Annotated in this window: 22 protein-coding genes and 1 riboswitch; of the genes, 13 read left to right on the top strand and 9 right to left on the bottom strand. The window is 66.6% G+C overall.

Going from position 1 to position 18,531, the window contains the following annotated elements:
* From CURSPS6_RS07620 to mnhG, 3 genes are read left to right on the top strand one after another with little or no spacing between them, the layout of a single operon-like run.
* Positions 1-585 carry a Na+/H+ antiporter subunit E gene (locus CURSPS6_RS07620; RefSeq protein WP_051687729.1) on the top strand — a complete coding sequence of 195 codons (585 nt, stop codon included), beginning with the start codon at positions 1-3 and terminating at the stop codon, positions 583-585.
* Positions 582-932 (top strand): monovalent cation/H+ antiporter complex subunit F, encoded by a 351-nt coding sequence (locus CURSPS6_RS07615; RefSeq protein ID WP_082470206.1) that lies wholly within the window; start codon positions 582-584, stop codon positions 930-932. Before CURSPS6_RS07620 ends, CURSPS6_RS07615 begins: the two co-directional genes overlap by 4 nt.
* Positions 933-1,418 (top strand): monovalent cation/H(+) antiporter subunit G, encoded by a 486-nt coding sequence (gene mnhG / locus CURSPS6_RS07610; RefSeq protein WP_152978085.1) that lies wholly within the window; start codon positions 933-935, stop codon positions 1,416-1,418.
* 62 nt (positions 1,419-1,480) lie between these two features.
* Here the strand turns inward: mnhG and CURSPS6_RS07605 are convergent, their stop codons facing one another.
* Positions 1,481-1,753: a DUF4235 domain-containing protein gene (locus CURSPS6_RS07605; protein WP_035810306.1), complete on the bottom strand. Its 273-nt coding sequence runs from the start codon at positions 1,751-1,753 to the stop codon at positions 1,481-1,483.
* 139 nt (positions 1,754-1,892) lie between these two features.
* A riboswitch (TPP riboswitch) is annotated at positions 1,893-1,992 on the top strand.
* 57 nt (positions 1,993-2,049) lie between these two features.
* Here CURSPS6_RS07605 and CURSPS6_RS12810 point away from each other — a divergent pair.
* The 5 genes from CURSPS6_RS12810 (at position 2,050) to CURSPS6_RS07580 (ending at position 7,471) form a co-directional block, all read left to right on the top strand.
* Entirely contained in the window at positions 2,050-2,679 is a 630-nt protein-coding gene (locus CURSPS6_RS12810; RefSeq protein WP_235503694.1) for an ECF transporter S component, read from the top strand.
* On the top strand, positions 2,676-4,319 hold the full coding sequence (locus tag CURSPS6_RS07595) for an ABC transporter ATP-binding protein (protein ID WP_051687728.1): 1,644 nt from the start codon (positions 2,676-2,678) through the stop codon (positions 4,317-4,319). Before CURSPS6_RS12810 ends, CURSPS6_RS07595 begins: the two co-directional genes overlap by 4 nt.
* Positions 4,307-5,101, top strand: a complete 795-nt coding sequence (locus CURSPS6_RS07590; protein ID WP_152978084.1) for an energy-coupling factor transporter transmembrane component T family protein — start codon at positions 4,307-4,309, stop codon at positions 5,099-5,101. The genes CURSPS6_RS07595 and CURSPS6_RS07590 overlap by 13 nt, the downstream gene beginning before the upstream one ends.
* A gap of 158 nt (positions 5,102-5,259) precedes the next feature.
* The gene (locus tag CURSPS6_RS07585; RefSeq protein WP_051687727.1) at positions 5,260-6,051 is read left to right on the top strand and encodes an ABC transporter ATP-binding protein; all 792 of its coding nucleotides are present in this window, start codon (positions 5,260-5,262) and stop codon (positions 6,049-6,051) included.
* A 1-nt stretch (position 6,052) separates the two neighbouring features.
* Positions 6,053-7,471, top strand: a complete 1,419-nt coding sequence (locus CURSPS6_RS07580; protein ID WP_035810304.1) for an FtsX-like permease family protein — start codon at positions 6,053-6,055, stop codon at positions 7,469-7,471.
* A 98-nt stretch (positions 7,472-7,569) separates the two neighbouring features.
* Here CURSPS6_RS07580 and fmdA read toward each other — a convergent pair whose 3' ends face one another.
* The 5 genes from fmdA to CURSPS6_RS07555 form a co-directional block, all read right to left on the bottom strand.
* Positions 7,570-8,826, bottom strand: a complete 1,257-nt coding sequence (gene fmdA, locus CURSPS6_RS07575) for a formamidase (protein WP_030015281.1) — start codon at positions 8,824-8,826, stop codon at positions 7,570-7,572.
* Positions 8,827-8,849: 23 nt separating this feature from the next.
* Positions 8,850-9,134, bottom strand: coding sequence for an FmdB family zinc ribbon protein (locus CURSPS6_RS07570; protein ID WP_030015280.1), 285 nt, complete (start codon positions 9,132-9,134; stop codon positions 8,850-8,852).
* 9 nt (positions 9,135-9,143) lie between these two features.
* Entirely contained in the window at positions 9,144-10,025 is an 882-nt protein-coding gene (locus CURSPS6_RS07565; protein WP_030015279.1) for an aminotransferase class IV, read from the bottom strand.
* Between the two features lie 73 nt (positions 10,026-10,098).
* Complete coding sequence (locus CURSPS6_RS07560; RefSeq protein ID WP_051687726.1) at positions 10,099-10,698, bottom strand: hypothetical protein; 600 nt, start codon at positions 10,696-10,698, stop codon at positions 10,099-10,101.
* Complete coding sequence (locus tag CURSPS6_RS07555) at positions 10,695-11,216, bottom strand: low molecular weight protein-tyrosine-phosphatase (protein ID WP_035810301.1); 522 nt, start codon at positions 11,214-11,216, stop codon at positions 10,695-10,697. Before CURSPS6_RS07555 ends, CURSPS6_RS07560 begins: the two co-directional genes overlap by 4 nt.
* Before the next feature lie 241 nt (positions 11,217-11,457).
* Between CURSPS6_RS07555 and dnaK the strand changes: the two genes are divergently transcribed.
* The 4 genes from dnaK (at position 11,458) to CURSPS6_RS07535 (ending at position 15,585) form a co-directional block, all read left to right on the top strand.
* Complete coding sequence (gene dnaK, locus CURSPS6_RS07550) at positions 11,458-13,314, top strand: molecular chaperone DnaK (RefSeq protein ID WP_030015275.1); 1,857 nt, start codon at positions 11,458-11,460, stop codon at positions 13,312-13,314.
* Positions 13,314-13,937 carry a nucleotide exchange factor GrpE gene (locus CURSPS6_RS07545; RefSeq protein WP_030015274.1) on the top strand — a complete coding sequence of 208 codons (624 nt, stop codon included), beginning with the start codon at positions 13,314-13,316 and terminating at the stop codon, positions 13,935-13,937. Before dnaK ends, CURSPS6_RS07545 begins: the two co-directional genes overlap by 1 nt.
* 169 nt (positions 13,938-14,106) lie before the next feature.
* Entirely contained in the window at positions 14,107-15,141 is a 1,035-nt protein-coding gene (locus CURSPS6_RS07540; RefSeq protein WP_030015272.1) for a DnaJ C-terminal domain-containing protein, read from the top strand.
* 3 nt (positions 15,142-15,144) lie between these two features.
* Positions 15,145-15,585: a heat shock protein transcriptional repressor HspR gene (locus CURSPS6_RS07535; RefSeq protein ID WP_030015271.1), complete on the top strand. Its 441-nt coding sequence runs from the start codon at positions 15,145-15,147 to the stop codon at positions 15,583-15,585.
* Between the two features lie 9 nt (positions 15,586-15,594).
* Here the strand turns inward: CURSPS6_RS07535 and trmB are convergent, their stop codons facing one another.
* The 3 genes from trmB to CURSPS6_RS07520 form a co-directional block, all read right to left on the bottom strand.
* Positions 15,595-16,365 (bottom strand): tRNA (guanosine(46)-N7)-methyltransferase TrmB, encoded by a 771-nt coding sequence (gene trmB / locus CURSPS6_RS07530; RefSeq protein ID WP_035810298.1) that lies wholly within the window; start codon positions 16,363-16,365, stop codon positions 15,595-15,597.
* Between the two features lie 123 nt (positions 16,366-16,488).
* Positions 16,489-16,917 (bottom strand): hypothetical protein, encoded by a 429-nt coding sequence (locus CURSPS6_RS07525; protein WP_030015269.1) that lies wholly within the window; start codon positions 16,915-16,917, stop codon positions 16,489-16,491.
* Between the two features lie 132 nt (positions 16,918-17,049).
* Positions 17,050-17,715 carry an HAD family hydrolase gene (locus tag CURSPS6_RS07520; protein ID WP_030015268.1) on the bottom strand — a complete coding sequence of 222 codons (666 nt, stop codon included), beginning with the start codon at positions 17,713-17,715 and terminating at the stop codon, positions 17,050-17,052.
* Between the two features lie 73 nt (positions 17,716-17,788).
* Between CURSPS6_RS07520 and CURSPS6_RS07515 the strand changes: the two genes are divergently transcribed.
* Entirely contained in the window at positions 17,789-18,385 is a 597-nt protein-coding gene (locus tag CURSPS6_RS07515; protein WP_051687724.1) for a hypothetical protein, read from the top strand.
* The last annotated feature ends 146 nt before the right edge of the window (positions 18,386-18,531 follow it).

Raw genomic sequence — 18,531 nt, 5'->3', positions numbered from 1 at the left:
ATGAGCCCCTCGGCGCATAGGGCCCCACGCATTCGACCCAAGAACACCCTCCGCACGGAGCTGCCTCTGCTGATCTGGCTCGTGTTGGTCTGGGGCGCCATGTGGCGCGACTTTTCCATCGGAAACCTGCTGTTCGGGCTGATCCTGGCCTTCGTTCTGGTGAGGGTGTTCTATCTGCCTCCCGTCCAGTTATCGGGACGGTTCAATCCCTTCTGGGCGGCGGTTCTGGCGGCCAAGTTCATCTGGTGGATCGGCGTCGCGAGCTTCGAGATCCTCTGGTTCGCGGTGCGGCCCCAGGGGGCGCCGCAGTCCGCGGTGGTTTCGGTCCGGCTGGACATCAAGAGCGACCTCCTCATCACGGTCGTCGGACACATCGTGTCGCTGATCCCCGGGTCCCTCGTGGTCGAGGTGGACCGACGCAACGCCGCGATCTATTTCCACGTGATCAATATCGAGTCCGACGAGGACGTGCGCCGTTTCCAACGGAGCGTTCGAATGATTGAGGCCTATGTGATCCGCGTGATGGGAACCAAGGAGAGCCATCAGGCGCTCAAGGCCGGTCGATTGAGCGAGGTGGAACGATGATCATCGTGATCGCGATCTGCGGCATCATCCTGGTGCTGGCGGCCATCGGCACCATCTACCGGCTCGCGCGGGGGCCGTCGCTACTGGACCGGGTGATTGCTTCCGACGTCCTCCTGGCGATCGTCGGGGCCGGCCTGGTCCTGGACATGGTCTATCGCGACAGCTACGAAAACGTCACCCTGCTCATCGTGATCTCCCTGGTGGGATTCCTGGGCTCGGTGACCGTCGCACGATTCGCCAATAATCAACGCGAGAAGGACGACGCCCGCGGTTCGTCGGCCGCCAGCACCACGCCCGCTTCGCGTGGGCCAGGCGGCAACGGCCGCGCCTCGGGAGGTGGAGGCTAGATGCTGGATACCATCCTGGACGTCGTGACCGGGGCGTGCCTGATCGTGGGGTGCCTCATGTCCTTGGGGGCCGCCGTGGGCATCATCAGGTTCCCGGACGTTCTCTCCCGATTGCACCCCGGCGCCAAGCCTCAGGTCTTCGGGCTCTTTCTGTTGCTGCTCGGTTTGGCTCTTGCGTCGCGGACCTGGAATCTCGTGCCGGCGTTGATCCTGGCCTGGACCCTGCAGATGCTGGCCACACCGGTGTCCTCGCACATGGTCGGCCGCTCCGGATTCCGAAACCGGCACTTTGCCGCGTCCTCGCTGACCGTCAACGAGCTGGCCGACCTCGTCGAGAAGATGGAACGCGAGGAAGAGCAGGAAGAAGCCCCGGAAGGGGCCGCGGATGCTCCCCGGGACGTCGGCCCGACCGACGCGGGCCTGGACCAGGAGGGGCAGGGCACCGGCTCGCAGTCATCCGACGGACCGGCGCGGTCCGAGGGTTAAAGACGACGACGGGCGCGTGATCTCATCACGCGCCCGTCGCCGTTTGAACGAGATGCCTCGGCTTAGACCTCTGCCTGGCCGCCGGTCTCGACCTCTTCCTTTTTCTCCATCTTGGCCGCGAGCCGGGTGACCCCGACCTTGATCAGCGTGGCAACGACGCCGCTGATCGCGGTCCAGATGATGACGTCACGAAGGCTCTCCTCCGGGTCCGGGTTGTTGGCGGGCGGTTCGTTGCCGGTGACCTTCTTCCAGCCAAGGGTCATGATCTTGTTGGCGGCGAAGACACCGCCCAGCGATGCAACGGTGGAACCGATCTTGATCACGGGATTGCTCATGCATTTCTCCTCTGTCTTCGGCCTGTGGTTCGGCCGGTCACGTTCAGCTCTCTCTAGCCTAATCGCACGGGTTCCGCTTTGTCCCACAGTGGACGGCGATTCTGCCGGAAGAAACAATCGGTTAGGATGGTCCGAGTTCACCACACGACAGGGGAGCCTCGTAGGAGGCTGAGAGTGCGAAAGCAGACCCTCGACCTGATCCGGTTCATACCGGCGTAGGGAGTCGAGATCTCGGGTGTACCCGGAACCACCGGGTATGGCCTCCCCTCCTGACGACCAACCCAGGAGGATACATCGTGAACGCATCACCGAACACCGTCCCATCCAAGGCCGCGCCCCGAGCCGCGTGGCGGGTCATCGATATCGTCATTGCCTCGGTCTTGGCCGTGGTCTGCGGCGTGATCTTCTGGATCTGGTCCAACGCCGTCTCACCGGTCGTGGGAACGGCCACGGCCGGCTTCCCGCCCCTGTCCGGCCTGATCGGCGGCGGGTGGCTGATCGCCGGTGTCCTGGGTGGCTTGGTCATCCGCAAACCCGGGGCCGCGCTCTACTGCGAGCTCGTCGGGGCCCTCGTCGAAGCCCTGCTCGGGACCCACTACAGCTTTGCCGTCTTGATCTCCGGCCTGGTTCAGGGCTTGGGCGCCGAGGTCGTCTTTGCCGCCCTCCGTTACCGGCGCTTCGGCTGGCCGGTCGCGCTCGCGTCGGGCGCGGTGTCGGGCCTGTTCATGTCGATCAGCGAAATCGCCATGTATTACGCCTTCTGGCAGACGCAGTACAAGATCATGTACGTGATCTTTGCGGTGATCTCGGGCCTGGTCATCGCCGGATTCCTGGCCTGGGTGCTGACGCGGGCGCTGGTCTCCACGGGTGTTCTGTCCTCGGTCGCGGCGGGCCGCGACGCCCGGTCGCGACGGGCGCGGGCGTGAGCCGGCGCGGAGCCCGGGTCGACGCACGCGATTTCTCGTGGCACCACGCGGATCGTGAAGCCCCCGCGTTCTCCGGCGTGAACCTGGAGATCCCCGAAGGCCAGAAGGTCTTGCTGCTGGGCCCGTCGGGCGCGGGAAAGTCGACCCTCCTCCACGCGATGGCCGGGGTCCTCGAGGATGAAGAGGGCGAGGCCGCCGGCGGAACGCTGAGCATCGACGGCCGGCCGGCCCGCGAGGCCCGCGGCAGGGTGGGGCTCATGCAGCAGGACCCCGAGTCCTCGATCGTGCTGTCCCGGATCGGCGACGACCTCGCCTTCGGCCCCGAGAACCTGGGGGTAGCCCCCGAGGACATCGTGCCGCGCTGCCGGAAGGCCCTGTCTTCCGTCGGCCTCGACCTCGACTGGGAGCACCCCACGTCGGCTCTCTCGGGCGGCCAGAAGCAACGGTTGGGGCTCGCCGGGATCCTCGCGATGGAACCGGGGCTGCTCCTGTTGGACGAGCCCACGGCCAACCTGGACCCGGACGGCGTGATCGAGGTCCGCGACGCCGTCTTGGACGCCGTGGGCTCCTACGGGGCCACGATGATCGTGGTCGAACACCGGGTCGCGGTGTGGGCGGACCACGTCGATCGCGTCATCGTGCTGGCCGCCGGGGGAGGAATACGCCACGACGGGCCTCCCGAGCGGGTCTTGAAGGATGCGCGCCGGGAACTCATCGACGCCGGGGTGTGGGTCCCCGGACACACGCCACGCGCCGCCGCCGGGGAGGCAAGCGCCCCCGGGGAAACCCTCGTGGAGGCGCGCGAACTGGCCGTATCCCGTCGTCCCGCCGACCGGCGGTGGGTCCGCGCGCGCCGCCGAGAGGTCTTGGCCTCACCGGATGCCCCGGTCACGGCGCGACGCCCGGGACCCGCGGCGGCCAGCGGCATCGATCTGGCGATCCGCCGCGGTGAGCACCTGGCGATCACGGGGGCGAACGGTGCCGGAAAATCGACGCTCGCCCTGACCCTCGCGGGTCTCGCCGAGCCGACACACGGATGGGTCTGCGCCTCCGACGCGCTGAGGGACCAGGCAACGGCCCCGAGGCCGAGACGGCGTCGCGCCTCGTGGGATCCGGTCCGCTGGTCCTCCACCCAGCTGATCGCGCGCATCGGCACGGTGTTCCAAGAGCCGGAACACCAGTTCGTGAAGTCGACGGTCCGCGACGAGCTTCTTCTCGGGGCCACCCTGACGTCTCGGGAAGCCGAGGCCAACGGTGGCACCCGCAAGAGTCCCGAAGAGACCGCGGCCGAACTCCTCGAACGGCTTGGCCTGGACCACGTGGCCGAGGCCAACCCGTTCACGCTCTCGGGCGGGGAAAAACGCCGGCTGTCGGTCGGCACGGCGTTGTCCGCGCGGCCCCGCGTTCTGGTGCTCGACGAACCCACGTTCGGACAGGACGCGAGGACCTGGGCCGCTCTCGTGGACCTCTTGCGCGAGGTGCTTCAAGACGGCGTCGCCGTGGTCTCGGTGACGCACGATGCCGATTTCGTCGCCGCCCTGGGAGGCCGGGAATATCGGCTCAGCGGTGCGCCCCCGGAGCCGCGACCGGGCACCGCTCGCGAGGACTCGGTGGAAAGGACCGTCGCATGGTCGACCTGATGAATAGCGCGCCGGCCGCGGATTCGGGCCTGGGCCGGGTCAACCCGGCCGTCAAGATCCTTCTGGGCGCGTTGCTGACCCTGGCGTTTCTGCTCAGCGCCGATTGGCTCACGGCGACCATCGGCCTGGCCGGGCTCTTGACGGTCATGACGACCAACAGAATCAACCCGTGGGAGATCGCCGTCCGGTTGTGGCCGGTCTTCCTGGCCGCGCTGTTCAGCGGGTGGGCCACGGCGATTCTGGCGGCCAAGACCGGACAGTCCCTGCTCCACGTCGGCCCGTTACTGATCACCTCGGATTCTCTGAGCCTCGGCGTGGCCATCGCCCTGCGCGGCGGGGCGCTCGCGATGATCTCGGTTCTCCTGTTGTTGACCACGGACGCCCGGGAGATCGGGGACTCGCTGGCGCAGACCTTCAGGCTCCCGGCGCGCTTTGTCCTCTCCGCGGTCGCGGCGTTCCGCCTCGTGGGGATCGTCATCGCGGAGTGGGAGACCCTCGCCGCGGCCCGCCGGGCCCGGGGGTTGGGTACCGATCGGTCCGTTCTGAGCCGAGTTACCGGTTTCGGTTCCCAATCCTTCGCGCTGATCGTGCAGGCCTTGCGGCGCGCGAGCCGGCTGGCCATCACGATGGAGGCGCGCGGATTCGGCGCGGGACCGCGGACCTGGGTCCACCGGCCCTCATATTCGTGGCGTGACGGGGTCGCGCTCTGCCTGGGCCTGGCCATACCGATCCTCGCCATCGGCGCCTCGCTGCTCCTGGGCACCTATCGGTTCTTCCACTGATGCCGGCCGCGCCGGTCCTCGACGGGTCCGGCGTGGCGCAGCGGCGTCGCAAGAGTAGAACTGTCTCTACCCCATGATCTTCTCTGCTCCACTGTGCCCGGCCCCGTGACCGGGAAAAGTGGAGGGTGTCAGCACAAGCCACCACCTTTGGAGACGACATGACCCAGCACACCGACGCGATCCCCCACCGGGCCGGGAACGCCCCCGGCGGTCTGCCGATCGCCTGCGCGGAATCCGTCAGCAAGGTCTACGGCGGCGGCGACCAGGCCGTCGCCGCGGTCCGAAATGTGAACCTTCAGGTCCAACCCGGCGAATTCGTCGCGGTCATGGGTCCGTCCGGATCCGGAAAATCCACGTTGATGCACCTCATGGCCGGGCTCGAAAGCCCGACCGAGGGCCGCGTGTGGATCGGAGATCAGGAAATCACCCACCTGGACGACGCCGCTTTGACGGAGGTCCGCAGGCGCCGGGTGGGGTTCGTCTTCCAGGCCTTCAACCTGATGCCGGCGATGGACGTCCGGGAGAATATTCTGCTGCCCTTCGAACTCGACGGCCGATCCCCCGATGCCGCGGAGAAGCGCTGGATCGACGAACTGTTGCAACGTCTCGGCCTGTCCGAACGCCAGGGGCATCGCCCGAGCCAGTTATCTGGCGGCCAGCAGCAACGCGCCGCGATCGCCAGGGCGCTCGCCACCCGTCCGGCGCTGATCCTCGCGGATGAGCCGACCGGAAACCTCGACTCACGCTCGGCGCTGGAAGTCTTGCAGCTGCTCCGCATGGCGTCCCAGGAACTCGGTCAGTCGATCGTCATGGTCACCCACGATCCCAAGGCCGCGGCTCACGCTCACCGCGTCGTCTACCTCGCCGACGGGCGCCTGGTCGATCAGAGCGACGGCGCCTCCCGCGCCGAAGATATCGCTCAGCGGATGCTTTCCCTGGAGGTGAACTGACATGAAAGACGCACTGCGCGAACTCACCCACCGTCCCCAGCAGCACCTGACGACCTTTTTGGTGGTCGTCGTCGGCTCGATGTTCGGCTCCGGGCTCATCGGTTCGGTGGGCCTGCTCCAGAAGATGACGGATCCGACCGGCGAGGCCGGTGGGACGTTGCTCGTCATGCTCGTGTTGACCTCGATGACGTTCTTCGCCGTCGCCCTCTTCGTTTCGTCCATGGTGGTGGTCAACACCTTCTCGATCGTCGTCGCCGGCCGCATTCAGCAGCTGGCCCTGATGCGGCTCATCGGTGCCAAGGCCGCGACGTTGCGCCGAGCCATTGCCGGTGAGGGGCTGATCATCGGCCTGGTGGGCTCCGCGGTCGGGCTGGTTCTGGGCGCCGCCGTGACCTGGGTGCTGTCCCTGTGGGGCGAGGCCAAGAACGCGGGGTTGGACTTGCAATCCACCGCCCTCAACCCCTGGATGATTGCTCCGGCCGTCATCGTCGTCGTGACCAGCTGGATGGCCGCGTGGAACGGAGCTCGGCCGGTCCTGTCCGTCTCTCCGTTGGAAGGAACCCGGCGCACGGTGGAACCCACCGGGCGCAGCCTGCGCCGCCGGTCAGGCGCGCTCGGCGCTTCGATCGCCCTCGTCGGCATGGGCGCTCTGCTCATCGCCGGCGGGATGCTGCTCGCGGCCGGAAACCCGGTCGGGATTCTCCCGGCCGTCTTCGGCGGGCTGCTCTCCTTCGCGGGCATCGCGGTGGGCGCCGCCTGGGTCATGCCGGTCTTCTTCCGCCTCTCCGCGCTGGTGATCGGCCACGGGACCCCGGGGCGGATGGCCGTGGGCAACGCGAAGAGGTATCCCCTCCGGTCGGCCCGCACCTCCATGAGCTTGGTCATCGGCATCACGCTGGTCGTCATGTTCGGAACCGTGGGATCCACCGTGAAGTCGGTCGTGGACATAATGGCCTCGAGCGAGGCCTACGACCCCGGCCAGATCGCGGTGGTCCACCAGATGATCGACAACGCCCTGCTGTTCGTTTACGGAATGATCGCCTTCGCCGTGGTCATCGCGGTCATCGGCGTCGCCAACAATATGCGTTCGGCCATCATGCAACGCCGCCGTGAACTGGGCATGCTCCGGACGATCGGGCTCTCGACCGGACAGATGTGGCGCATGATCTTCGGGGAGTCGGGCCAGCTGACCCTCTCCGCCGCATGCCTCGGAATTCCGCTGGGGGTTCTCTACGGCTGGGTCGGAACCTACTGCATGTTCGCGTCGGTCAAGGGCGTCGGCTTCTTCGGCCCCGCCCTGCCCTGGGGCATCCTGGCGATCGTGGTGCTCGGTTGCGCCGTGATCACGGCGGTCGCCACCGCGATCCCCGCCCGTTCGGTCGCACGGGATTCGCCGGTCCGCGCGCTCGCCACGGTCTGACCGGTTCGGCTCGGAGCACCCGACGGACGAGGCCCCTCACCCACGGTGAGGGGCCTCGTCCGTGCTCGGTCCGCCGTGGGCGGCGTCGTGCGAGATCGTCAGGAAGGATTGGCCGAGCGAGGCGCTCCCATTCCGGGGTCGATCTTCGTGGGGCCGGAGGCCGACGGACGGATGTCGATGTCGAAGATTTCCGTCGGCAGATAGACCGTGGCGCAGGAGTTCGGGACGTCCACCACCCCGGAGAATCGGCCCTCGATCGGTGCGGCCCCCAATAGCAGGTAGGCCTGTTCGGGGGAGTACCCAAAGGTCGTGAGGTAGTCGATCGCGTGGAGGATGGCCCGCTGATAGGCCAGCTGGGAATCGAGGTATCTCTGTTCCCCGTCCAGGGTCACGGACGTGCCCGAGAATGCGAGCCATTCCGAGTACTGCGGCGCGGTCCGTCCCGGCATGAAGATGGCGTTCTCGGTGACCCCGTAGGTTTCCATGCCGTTCTTGAGCACGTCGACCCGCAGGTCGATGAATCCGCCCATTTCGATCGCGCCGCAGAACGTGATCTCTCCGTCTCCCTGGGAGAAGTGCAGGTCTCCCACGGAGAGATTGCCGCCGTCGACGAATACCGGATAGAAGACCCGGGACCCCCGGGTGAAGTTCTTGATGTCCTGGTTGCCGCCGTTTTCCCGCGGGGGAGCGGTGCGGGCGCCCTCGGATGCAACGCGGGAGTACTCGTCGCCCTCCAAAGTTCCGAGGATCGCGCCGCTCGGTTCGGGAGGCAACGCGAGCGGCGGGAGGCGATGCGGATCCGTCGCGATGAGCTCGCCTTCGCGCCGGTTCCACTCGGAGAGCAATCGGTGCGATGGCGCGGTCCCCATCAGCCCGGGGTGGGTGATCCCGGTGAAACTGACGCCGGGGATGTGCCGCGAGGTCGCGACGTCGCCGGTGAAATCCCAGACCGCCTTGTAGGCGTCCGGAAACTGGTCCACGAGGAAACTTCCGCCGTTATTTTTGGCAAAAATGCCGGTGTAGCCCCACCCCTGGCCCGCGAGCGGCCCGGTCTCCTGGGGAATGGGCCCAATGTCGAGGATATCGACGATCAGCAGGTCGCCCGGCTGGGCGCCTTCGACGGCGAAGGGACCCGACAAGGCGTGCACCACGTCCATCGGAGCATCGCGGATGTCATCGGCCGAGTCGTCGTTCTTGATGGCGCCGTCGAACCACTCCCGGCAGTCCACGCGGATGGTCTGACCGCGTTTCAGGGTTTCGACCGGAGGAATATCGGGGTGCCAGCGGTTGTGACCGATCTTCTGCTGATCTGCGAAGGACCTTGCTGAGTCGAGGGGGAATACGACGTCGGGCATGGTGTGCCTTTCTTCGGAGTGGTCTATGGGCGGGGAAGCTTGAGATGACGCGGATCGTGCGTGATCCGCGCGGCCGAAGAAGACCCGGGGGTGGGGCCGGAGACGACCTCCGGTTCGGAGGCCGATCGCTCCCCGTCGGCGATCGCGTTCGCGCGGGCGGTGCCCAATCGGGACAACCCGACGGGCGAATAGACGCGGGTCGCCGTCTCGGAGCAGGTCCGGCACCCCCGATCACCGGGAACGGAGTCCATGGGGTACAGGGCTTCGAAGACCCCGCAGGAAGGGCAACGGAAATCGTAGAGCGGCATGGCTACCCCCTAATGGCTCTTCAGGAACTCCATGAGCTCCTCGGTGAGGTCGCCGTCGGTGATCAGTCCTTGGCGATTCAGGTGCGTGACGGGCGCCAGGAGGCGTACGGACGACGCCAGCCACAGACCGTCGGCCTCCATCAGATCCGTGGGGTACAGGGGACCGAATCCGACATCCCAACCGGCGTCGCGCGCTCCGGCGAAGATCGCGCCCTGAGTGGTCCCGGGGAGGATCCCGTGGTTCGGCTCCGGGGTGTAGATCTTGACGCCGGACCTGGTGCGGCGCGCCATGATGACCGAACTGGTCGCGCCCTCCAGGATGCGCCGGTCGGCCGCGGTGAAGATGGCCTCCTGCGCCCCCAGGGACTTGACGTAGCGCAGGACGGCCATGTTCACCGCGTAGGACAGCGTCTTGGCCCCCGACAGCAACCACGGCAGATCCGAGTCCTCCGCCGGATCGTGGCCGCGGGGGAGCAGCATCGCCTTGACCCCGGTGGTGCGTTGCTCGATGGTCGTGGCGGGCACGGGCGTCACGATCACCAGGCCGTACGCCCCTTCCTCGGGGGTGCCCCGGCTCAGCAGGGTCTTGACCGTGTGCTCGCGGCCGAGGGTAGTGTCCGTTCCCTCCGGCGCGGATCCCAGGGCGAGGTCCACGGCGGCCCGCCATGCGTCCTGGCCCGGGTTCCACAGCTGCAGCAAGCGCGCGGAGTGATCGAGCCGGGACAGGTGGCGCGGAAATTTGCGGACCGATCCGTCGACCGCGAGCATGGTCTCGAAGACGCCGTCGCCTCGGGTATAGCCCTCGTCCTCGATGTCGATGATGGGTCGCGACGCGTCCAACAGACGGCCGTTCGGTGATGCTTGGTCGATGCGTACAACGGTGGGTGCCATACGTCTCATTAAACGCGCTTTTCGCGCCGACGTGGGGGAACGGGGAAAAAATTCTCCCGCGGATGCCCCGTGGTCACCCGCGACGGTCGAAGAGTTCCGCCTCCTGCGCGGCCCACATCTCCCAGTACGGCCGGTACAGGTCGCCGTCCCGTCGCAGCGCTCGATGCCGGCGAACGGCGGAGTCCAAGCTCAGCCACACTCCAAAATGCCCTTCCACGCCGGGATGGCCGGGAGCGGAAGCCCCGACTCCCTCGAGGATCAGGAACGGGGTTCGCGCCGAGACAACCCGTTCGTCCTCTTCGGGCGCGTTGCGTTGCCAGTCCCATGCGCGCCACGGTGCGTCGCGACCGTCGAGCAACCGGGCCACCATGGCGGCGTAGGCCTCGATCCCGGAGGCCAGCCCGTCCCATCCCGGGTACAGATCCTCGAGGTGGAAAATTTCGACGTCGTGGCCCGTCTCCTGCCGGGCACGCCGGAGAAGCCGTTCCGCCAGGCGGGACTTGCCGGAGCCGGAGCGCCCATCGATCGTCAGAAGGAATGGGCCGGGCCCGTCATGGGCGTCGTATTCACGCCGTATGCGTTTCCACAGCGAGAGTTCCTCCGCGATACCGATGCTGTGGGAGGAGAGCACCCACCGACGACCGACCCCCGAGCCGCCGTCCGGAGGGTTCACCTGGGGTCGACCTCGCCGCCGTCGGCGCGGGCTTCCGCGTGGCGGGCGGCCTCTTCGACGACGCCGTTGACGGCGTCGTCGATCATCGTGAACGTCGCCTCAAAGTCCGAAGCATCGCCGTACCAGGGATCGTAGATTCCGAGGTCTTCCAGGGCGCGATCGCCGACCTGCGGATCGAATTCCCGGAGCAGGCGGATCTTCTGTTCTTGGCTCTCGTCCGAGGCCATGCGGCGCAACGCCCGATAGTGCGGCACGTCGAGGGCCAGGACCAGATCGCTGTCGGCCAGGTCCTTCCGCGTGACCTGCCGGGCCGCGTGGTCGCTCGTGTCGATGCCGAGGCGGGAGAGCACGTCCCGGGCCCTGGGGTCGATGGGGTTTCCCCGTTCTTCGTCACTGACGCCCGCCGAATCGACGACGACCCCGGGGAGGTCGGCTTGGTCGGCCGCTCGGCGGAGGAGGTACTCGGCCATGGGGGAGCGACAGATATTTCCCGTGCAGACGGTCACGATGCGATACATGCCCACCACCCTACCCGTGGAGCCCCGACGGGAGCAGGCGCCACCGGGCCCGGGGTGTCCGTCAATAAAGTTGAGTCGAGTTCGCTCAAGTCTCTTGACACCATCTCGATGTGTGGCAGACTTGAGTCAGGACAACTCAAGAAGTGAGACCTCCGGGTGCTCAAGAACGGTCACGGCCGCGAGAAACCTTCGCGACCACCCCCGAGCTCCCGGCATCGGATCGAGTAAAGGAGAAAACCATATGTCACGTGCAGTAGGCATTGACCTCGGAACGACCAACTCCTGCGTCGCGGCCCTCGAGGGCGGCGAGCCGGTCGTCATCGCGAACGCCGAGGGCGCCCGCACCACCCCGTCCGTCGTCGCGTTCGGCAAGGATGGCGAGACCCTCGTGGGCGACATCGCCAAGCGCCAGGCGGTCACCAACGTTGACCGTACGATCGCGTCCGTCAAGCGCCACATGGGCACCACCTGGACCGAGAACATCGACGACAAGAAGTATTCCGCCCAGGAGATCTCGGCCCGTATCCTCCAGAAGCTGAAGGCGGACGCCGAGGCCTTCTTGAACGACACCGTCTCGGACGCGGTCATCACCGTTCCGGCCTACTTCAACGACGCCGAGCGTCAGGCCACCAAGGAAGCCGGCGAGATCGCCGGGCTGAACGTCCTGCGCATCGTCAACGAGCCCACCGCCGCGGCCCTCGCCTACGGACTGGACAAGGGCAACGAGGACGAACTGATCCTCGTGTACGACCTCGGTGGCGGTACCTTCGACGTCTCCCTGCTGGAAGTCGGCAAGGATGACGACGGCTTCTCCACGATTCAGGTTCGCGCGACCGCCGGCGATAACCGCCTCGGCGGCGACGACTGGGATCAGCGGGTCGTCGACTGGCTGCTGGAGCAGGTCAAGTCGAAGAGCGGCGCGGATCTTTCCAACGACAAGATCGCCCTGCAGCGCCTGAAGGAAGCGGCCGAGCAGGCCAAGAAGGAACTCTCCTCCGCCAGCTCGACCAACATCTCGCTGCAGTACCTGTCGGTCACCGCGGACGGTCCGATCCACCTGGACGAGAAGCTCTCCCGCGCGAAGTTCCAGGACATGACCCAGGACCTGCTGGACCGGACCAAGAAGCCGTTCCACGACGTCATCGACGAGGCCAACGTCAAGATCTCCGACATCGCCCACGTGGTGCTCGTCGGCGGTTCGACCCGTATGCCGGCCGTCGTGGACCTGGTCAAGGACCTCGCCGGCAAGGAGCCCAACAAGGGTGTCAATCCTGACGAGGTCGTCGCCGACGGCGCCGCGCTGCAGGCCGGCGTGCTCAAGGGCGACCGCAAGGACGTTCTGCTCATCGACGTCACCCCGCTGTCCCTCGGCATCGAGACCAAGGGCGGCGTGATGACCAAGCTCATCGAGCGGAACACCGCGATCCCGACCCGTCGCTCCGAGACCTTCACGACTGCGGAGGACAACCAGCCTTCCGTGTCGATCCAGGTCTTCCAGGGCGAGCGCGAGTTCACCCGCGACAATAAGTCGCTCGGAACCTTCGAGCTGACCGGTATCGCCCCGGCGCCCCGCGGCATGCCGCAGGTCGAGGTCACCTTCGACATCGACGCCAACGGCATCGTCCACGTCTCCGCCAAGGACAAGGGCACGGGCACCGAGCAGTCGATGACGATCACCGGCGGCACCTCGCTGTCCAAGGAAGACATCGATCGCATGGTCAAGGACGCCGAGGCCAACGCCGAGGCGGATAAGAAGCGCCGCGAGGCCCAGGACACCCGCAACAACGCGGAGACCCAGGCCTACCAGATCGAGAAGCTGCTCAAGGACAACGAGGATAAGCTCCCCGAGGACGTCAAGTCCGAGGTTCAGAGCGACATTGACGAGGTCAAGAAGGCCCTGGAGGGCGAGGACGACGACGCCGTCAAGGCCGCGTTCGACAAGCTCCAGGCTTCGCAGACCAAGCTCGGTGAGGCGATCTACTCGCAGGCTCAGGAAGGCGCCGCGTCGGAGGGAACCTCCGAGGGCGACTCTGCGTCGGACGAGGAAGATGTCGTCGACGCCGAGGTTATCGACGATGAGGATGAGAAGAAGAAGTAATGACTGAGCCGAATGACACCACTAACCCTGAGGGAAACGACCCGCTCGAGGATGCCTTCAACGCGCCCGACGCGGAAGGTGCTCCCGCGGCGGAGGACGCCGAGGGTGTAGGTGCCGAGGCCGGCGAACAGGATGGGTCCGCGGCGGATTCGGCCGCGGACCCCGCCGAGGCGGAGCCCATCGCGGACCCCGCCACCGACGCCGAACAGCTCGCCAACGAACGCCTCGAGGATCTGCGCCGCCTGCAGGCCGAGTTTATGAACTTCAAAAACCGGTCGCAGAAGGAACGGGAGCAACTGCGTGAGTTCGTGGTCGCCGACGTCGTGGGCGCACTGTTGCCCGTCATCGACGATATCGACGCCGCGCGGAACGCCGGTGACCTGGACGAAGGCCCCTTCGCCTCGATCGCGAGCAAGTTCGAGGAAGCCCTGAATAAGCAGGGCCTCGAACGGTACGGCCAGGTGGGCGAGGAATTCGATCCCAAGGTCCACGAGGCCGTACTGCAGCAGCCCACGAGCGAGGTCCAGCCGGATCACATCGCGATGGTTTTGCGCAGCGGATATAAGGTCAAGGACCGCGTCCTGCGGGCCGCGCAGGTCGCGGTGGCCGCCGCGGAGGGCTGACGCCCGTGGTCCTCGGGGAATCATTCCCCGAGCGGCTTTCCGACTCGACGACGCCGGGGCCTCGGCCCTTCGCCCTCACGGCGGAGGGCTCGGCCTCGGCGTCGCTCGTATCCACGGTCAGCACGAGACAAAGGAATATCACGACGAAACGCTTTGAAAGGAGGCGTCAATGGCCAGCGAGAATTGGCTAGACAAAGACTTCTACAAGGTTCTGGGCGTCTCCAAAGACGCTAGCGACGCCGACATCAAGAAGGCTTATCGCAAACTCGCCCGGAAGTATCACCCCGATCAGAACCCGGGTGACGAGGCCGCGGAGAAGAAGTTCAAGGAGATCTCCGAGGCCAATACGGTGCTTTCGGACCCCGAGGACCGCAAACAGTACGACGCGATTCGCGCGATGGGCACCGGGGCGCGGTTCAGCGCCGGCGCCGGTGGGCCCGGCGCGGCAGGCCAGCCCGGCGCGGGAGGCTTCGAGGACATGTTTGGAGACATGTTCGGCGGAGGTCGCACGCGCGCCTCGTACGGGGGAAGCCCGTTCGGGGGAGCCGGCGGGCCCCGCGTGCAATTCGGCGGCGGTGGAGATCCCTTCGCGGACCTCTTCGGGGGCGGCGGCTTCGGCTCTGGCGGGAATAGTCCTTTCGGGGCGCAGCAAGCGCCGCGGAATCCCGACGTCGAGGCCAGCGTCACGGTCGACTTCCACCAATCCCTCGAGGGGGCCAAGGTTAAGGTCAACCGTCCGGACGGGCGGGGCACGACCATCCGTCTGCCCGAGGGCGTCAGGGACGGCCAAAAGGTTCGCTTGCGCGGCAAGGGGACCGTGGGTCCCGGCGGAAAATCGGATCTGATCGTGACGGTCCATGTGCGCCCGCACGAGCTCTTCGAGCGCGACGGCGACAACCTCACGATCCGGGTACCGGTAACCTTCGAGGAAGCGGCCTTGGGGACCATTATTTCGGTCCCGACGACCGATGGGTCGACCGTGCGATTGCGGCTGAAGGCCGGACAGGAGCCGGGGACCCGCATGCGCGTCAAGGGCCGCGGCGTGAAGACCAAGAAGCATACGGGTGATCTCTACGTGATCCCGGAGATCCAGGTCCCGGAGAACCTTTCTCCGGAGGCCGAGGAAGCCCTGAAGAAGTTCACGGAGCTTTCCGGCCAGAGCGATCCCCGCGCCGGCCTCGCGGAGCAGGCAAAGGTGGGATAGCCCGTGCAGTTCAGTGACGTGAATCAGCCGCTCTTCGTGATTTCGGTGGCCGCAGAGTTGGCGGATATGCATCCGCAGACCCTGCGGCAGTACGACCGCCTCGGACTGGTCACACCGTCACGACTGCCGGGCCGCGCGCGTCGATACTCCCAGCGGGATGTCGAACGATTGCGCCAAATCCAGGACCTCTCCCACCAAGGGGTATCCCTCGAGGGGATCAAGAGGATCCTTCAGCTGGAGAACCAAGTGGACGCGCTGCAATCGCGCGTTCGCGAACTGACCCAGGAATTGCAGGACAGCAAGGACAAACTGGACGAGTCCAGCAGGGTCTTCGCGGCGACGATCGGCGGCGACGTCATTCGTCTCGGGCGCGGGCAGCGCCCCGTGTCCCGCCCCAAGACCAAGGCCCTCGTGATGAGGAAGCCACCCTGGCCCCTGCCCTAGCGGACCGGCTCAGGCCTCCCGGGAGGGGCCTGAAAGCCGACGATAGGCGAGGTCGTGCGCGCGGCGCCCGGCCTCGCCTGCTTTGCGTTCAAAGCTGGTGAGGATTCGTCCGTCCCAGCGAGGGGCCCAACCGCCCTGGGGGTCTTCCGCGGTGGCGCCTTCACCGGGGTGGAGGTTCTCGAAGTCCGGGGCGGACTCCATGACCTCGCGCATGACCAGCGCGTATTCCTCCCAGTCGGTCGCGAGGCGCCAGACGCCGCCCGGCTTGAGAACCCGGGCCACCTTCTCCGCGAAGGCGGGGGAGACCAGTCGGCGCTTGTGATGGCGGGACTTGTGCCACGGGTCCGGGAAGAAGACCCAGATCTCGTCGACGGACGCGGCGTCGAGCAGGTGGTCCAGGACCTCGGGGGCGTTGGCCTGCACGCAACGAACGTTGGTGACCTCCGCCTGGCCCATCTTGAGCAGCAGATCCGCCAGGCCCGGCTTGTAAACCTCGACCGCGAGATAGTCGAATTCGGGGTGCTCGGAGGCGGCGTGGACGATCGCCTCGCCCAGACCCGAGCCGATCTCGACGACGAGGGGAGCCTCCCGCCCAAAGACCTCGCGATGATCGAAGTGCGCGCCCTCGGCGACCGACGTATCCGTGACCTCCCGGGGCACCTCGATCACGTGGGTCGGGGCGTAGGTGTCCCAGGCCTTCTGACGCCGGGCCGTCAGCCGGTCACCGCGGCGGACAAAGGAATAGGGCTGGCGATGAAATGGTGCGGGGACGTCGCTCACAGAACTGGCACTCCGATGGTGTGATGAAAACGGTTGGGCGGCAGGGATCGCCAGAACGCCGCCCGCGCGCCGAGCGTGACGGGCACGAAGGGAGCGCGGACGGCGTCGATCAGGCGGTGAAGACTACTTCTTCTTGGACTTCTTCTTGCCCTTGGACTGCACGATCAGGGCGATGGCGATCGCCGCGAGCCAAGAATCCTTGGAGACCGCGGTGCCTTCCTGGGACGGGCGGATGCCGTCTTCGAGGGTGAATTCTTCGGTCTTGAAGTACATGGCGAGCATGCCGCCGGCGAAAGCGCCGAGCGCGAGGCCCGCGACGCGGGTCGGGATGAAGGGAGCCACGAGGGTTCCGCCCACGGCCAGTTCGGAGTAGGCCAGGGCCTTGCCGAAGGTCGCCGCGTCAAGGTCCTTGACGGCGGGGAAAGCCTTGGCCGCCATGGACTGCATGTAGCCCGCGGACTGCTCGTCGAGGTTCAGCTTGCCGAGCCCGGAGTTGATGATGAAAGCGCCGGGAATGGCGCGGAGGGCTGCGTTGGAGAGTGAAAAGGCCATGATCGTTTCCTTTCGTGAGGGTTTTCGGTCGGGGCCACCGCACGCTATGCGACGGTCACCCACCCGGTGACAACCTTATACCGTGCCGCCCATCCGTCGTTAGGCGTACGACGCCGTCGGACGGCAGCACGGCTAGGCCGGATGCGGGGCGAATAGCTCGCGAAGAACGGCCAGGGTCAGCTCTTCGTGATCGAGGTGCAGGGTTCCCTCGCGGGGGCCGACCGGCTGCATCCCGGGCACCACGATCGTCTTCATGCCCGCGGCCATGGCGCTCGTGACGCCCGAGGGCGAGTCTTCGACGGCCACGCAATCGGTCGGTTCCACGCCGAGGGCCTCGGCCGCCATGAGATACGGCTGCGGATCCGGCTTGGGGGTGGAGACGTTTTCGTTGCCGATCACGGTCCGGAACAGCCCGGCGGGTCCTCGGGCGGCGGTCATGCTCGCGATCTCGGCCGTCGCGTTCGTGACGATCGCCGCGGGAATCTCGGCGTTGCTGAGCTCCTCCAGGAGCGCCGCCATGCCGGGGAGGAAAGGCACCTCGGTGCGGGCCACGATCTCGCGGGCGTCCGTCGTGAGGCGTTCCATGAGTTGATCCGAGGGAAGGTCGATGCCGATCGCGTGGAGCCGGTCGACCGTCTCGGACATGGGCCGGCCGAGACACACGAGCGTATCTTCCTCGGTCCAGGTCTTGCCGAATTCTTCGGCCAATTCCGTCTTGGCCCGGGCCCACAAGGGCTCGGTATCGACGAGGGTGCCGTCGTGGTCGAAGAAAACTGCGGCGGGAAAATTTGAAGTCATGGGGTCCAGACTACTGGTTTCACGGGCTCGACCGGTTCGGCCGCGGGACGCCGGGCGAGTTCTTTAGACTGGAATGGTGAATGCGAATCTCGATCGTCAGGCTTCATCCTCCGACCCCGCTCCCACCCCGAGTGGCCTCTTGCCGGGGCGCCACGCGGGCGCCTGGTTGAAGATCTCGACGTGGTTGGGTTTTCCGATGAGCCTGGTCGGTGCCGTGTGGATCACGGTGGGGCGTTCGTTCTTTGGGGCCGGAGGCTCGCTCGTGGTGACGTTTCTGGTCAGCGTCGGGCCGTTATTCCTGATCGTGATGCTGTTGGCCGCGTGGCGCACGTACCTGGACGCGTCCAGGTACGCGGCCCGGGCGACGTCGGCCCCGATCGCGGTCCTTCAGGTCACGACGTGGGTCTTGGCGTTCGTCTTCGGGTTTCTCATTCCGGACCGGGTGGACGGAAAGACCGTCTCGGCCCTGTCGCAGGTCTTCGGCGATGACCTCGTGGGCCTCTCGGCCGGATTCGGCAATACGTTTGGGATCCTGACGTTCGTGGCGGCCTTCGCGACCCTGATCGTGGCCTTCGGGCAGGACCGCTTCAGCAGAAATAAGGTCAGCGGGCGGCCCGCGACGGAAGATGAATTGCTGGACTCCCTCAACTACAACGACGGCGAGTACTGACGGACCCGTTCGGCGCCGCGGCCCGATGAGCGCGACGCCCGGGAAATCGGCCCAAAACCTGTGGAAAACTTTCGCGGAACCCCTATGCGTTAAGACTTGAGCGTAGTAGACTCAAGTTAGCTGAATGAAGATGAAGCAATCAGACC

It is taken from the genome of Curtobacterium sp. S6 (assembly GCF_000710345.2).
Taxonomy (GTDB): domain Bacteria; phylum Actinomycetota; class Actinomycetes; order Actinomycetales; family Micrococcaceae; genus Rothia.
The sequence above is the reverse complement of the archived record's forward strand: the minus strand, read 5'-3'. Positions and strand labels throughout refer to the sequence as shown.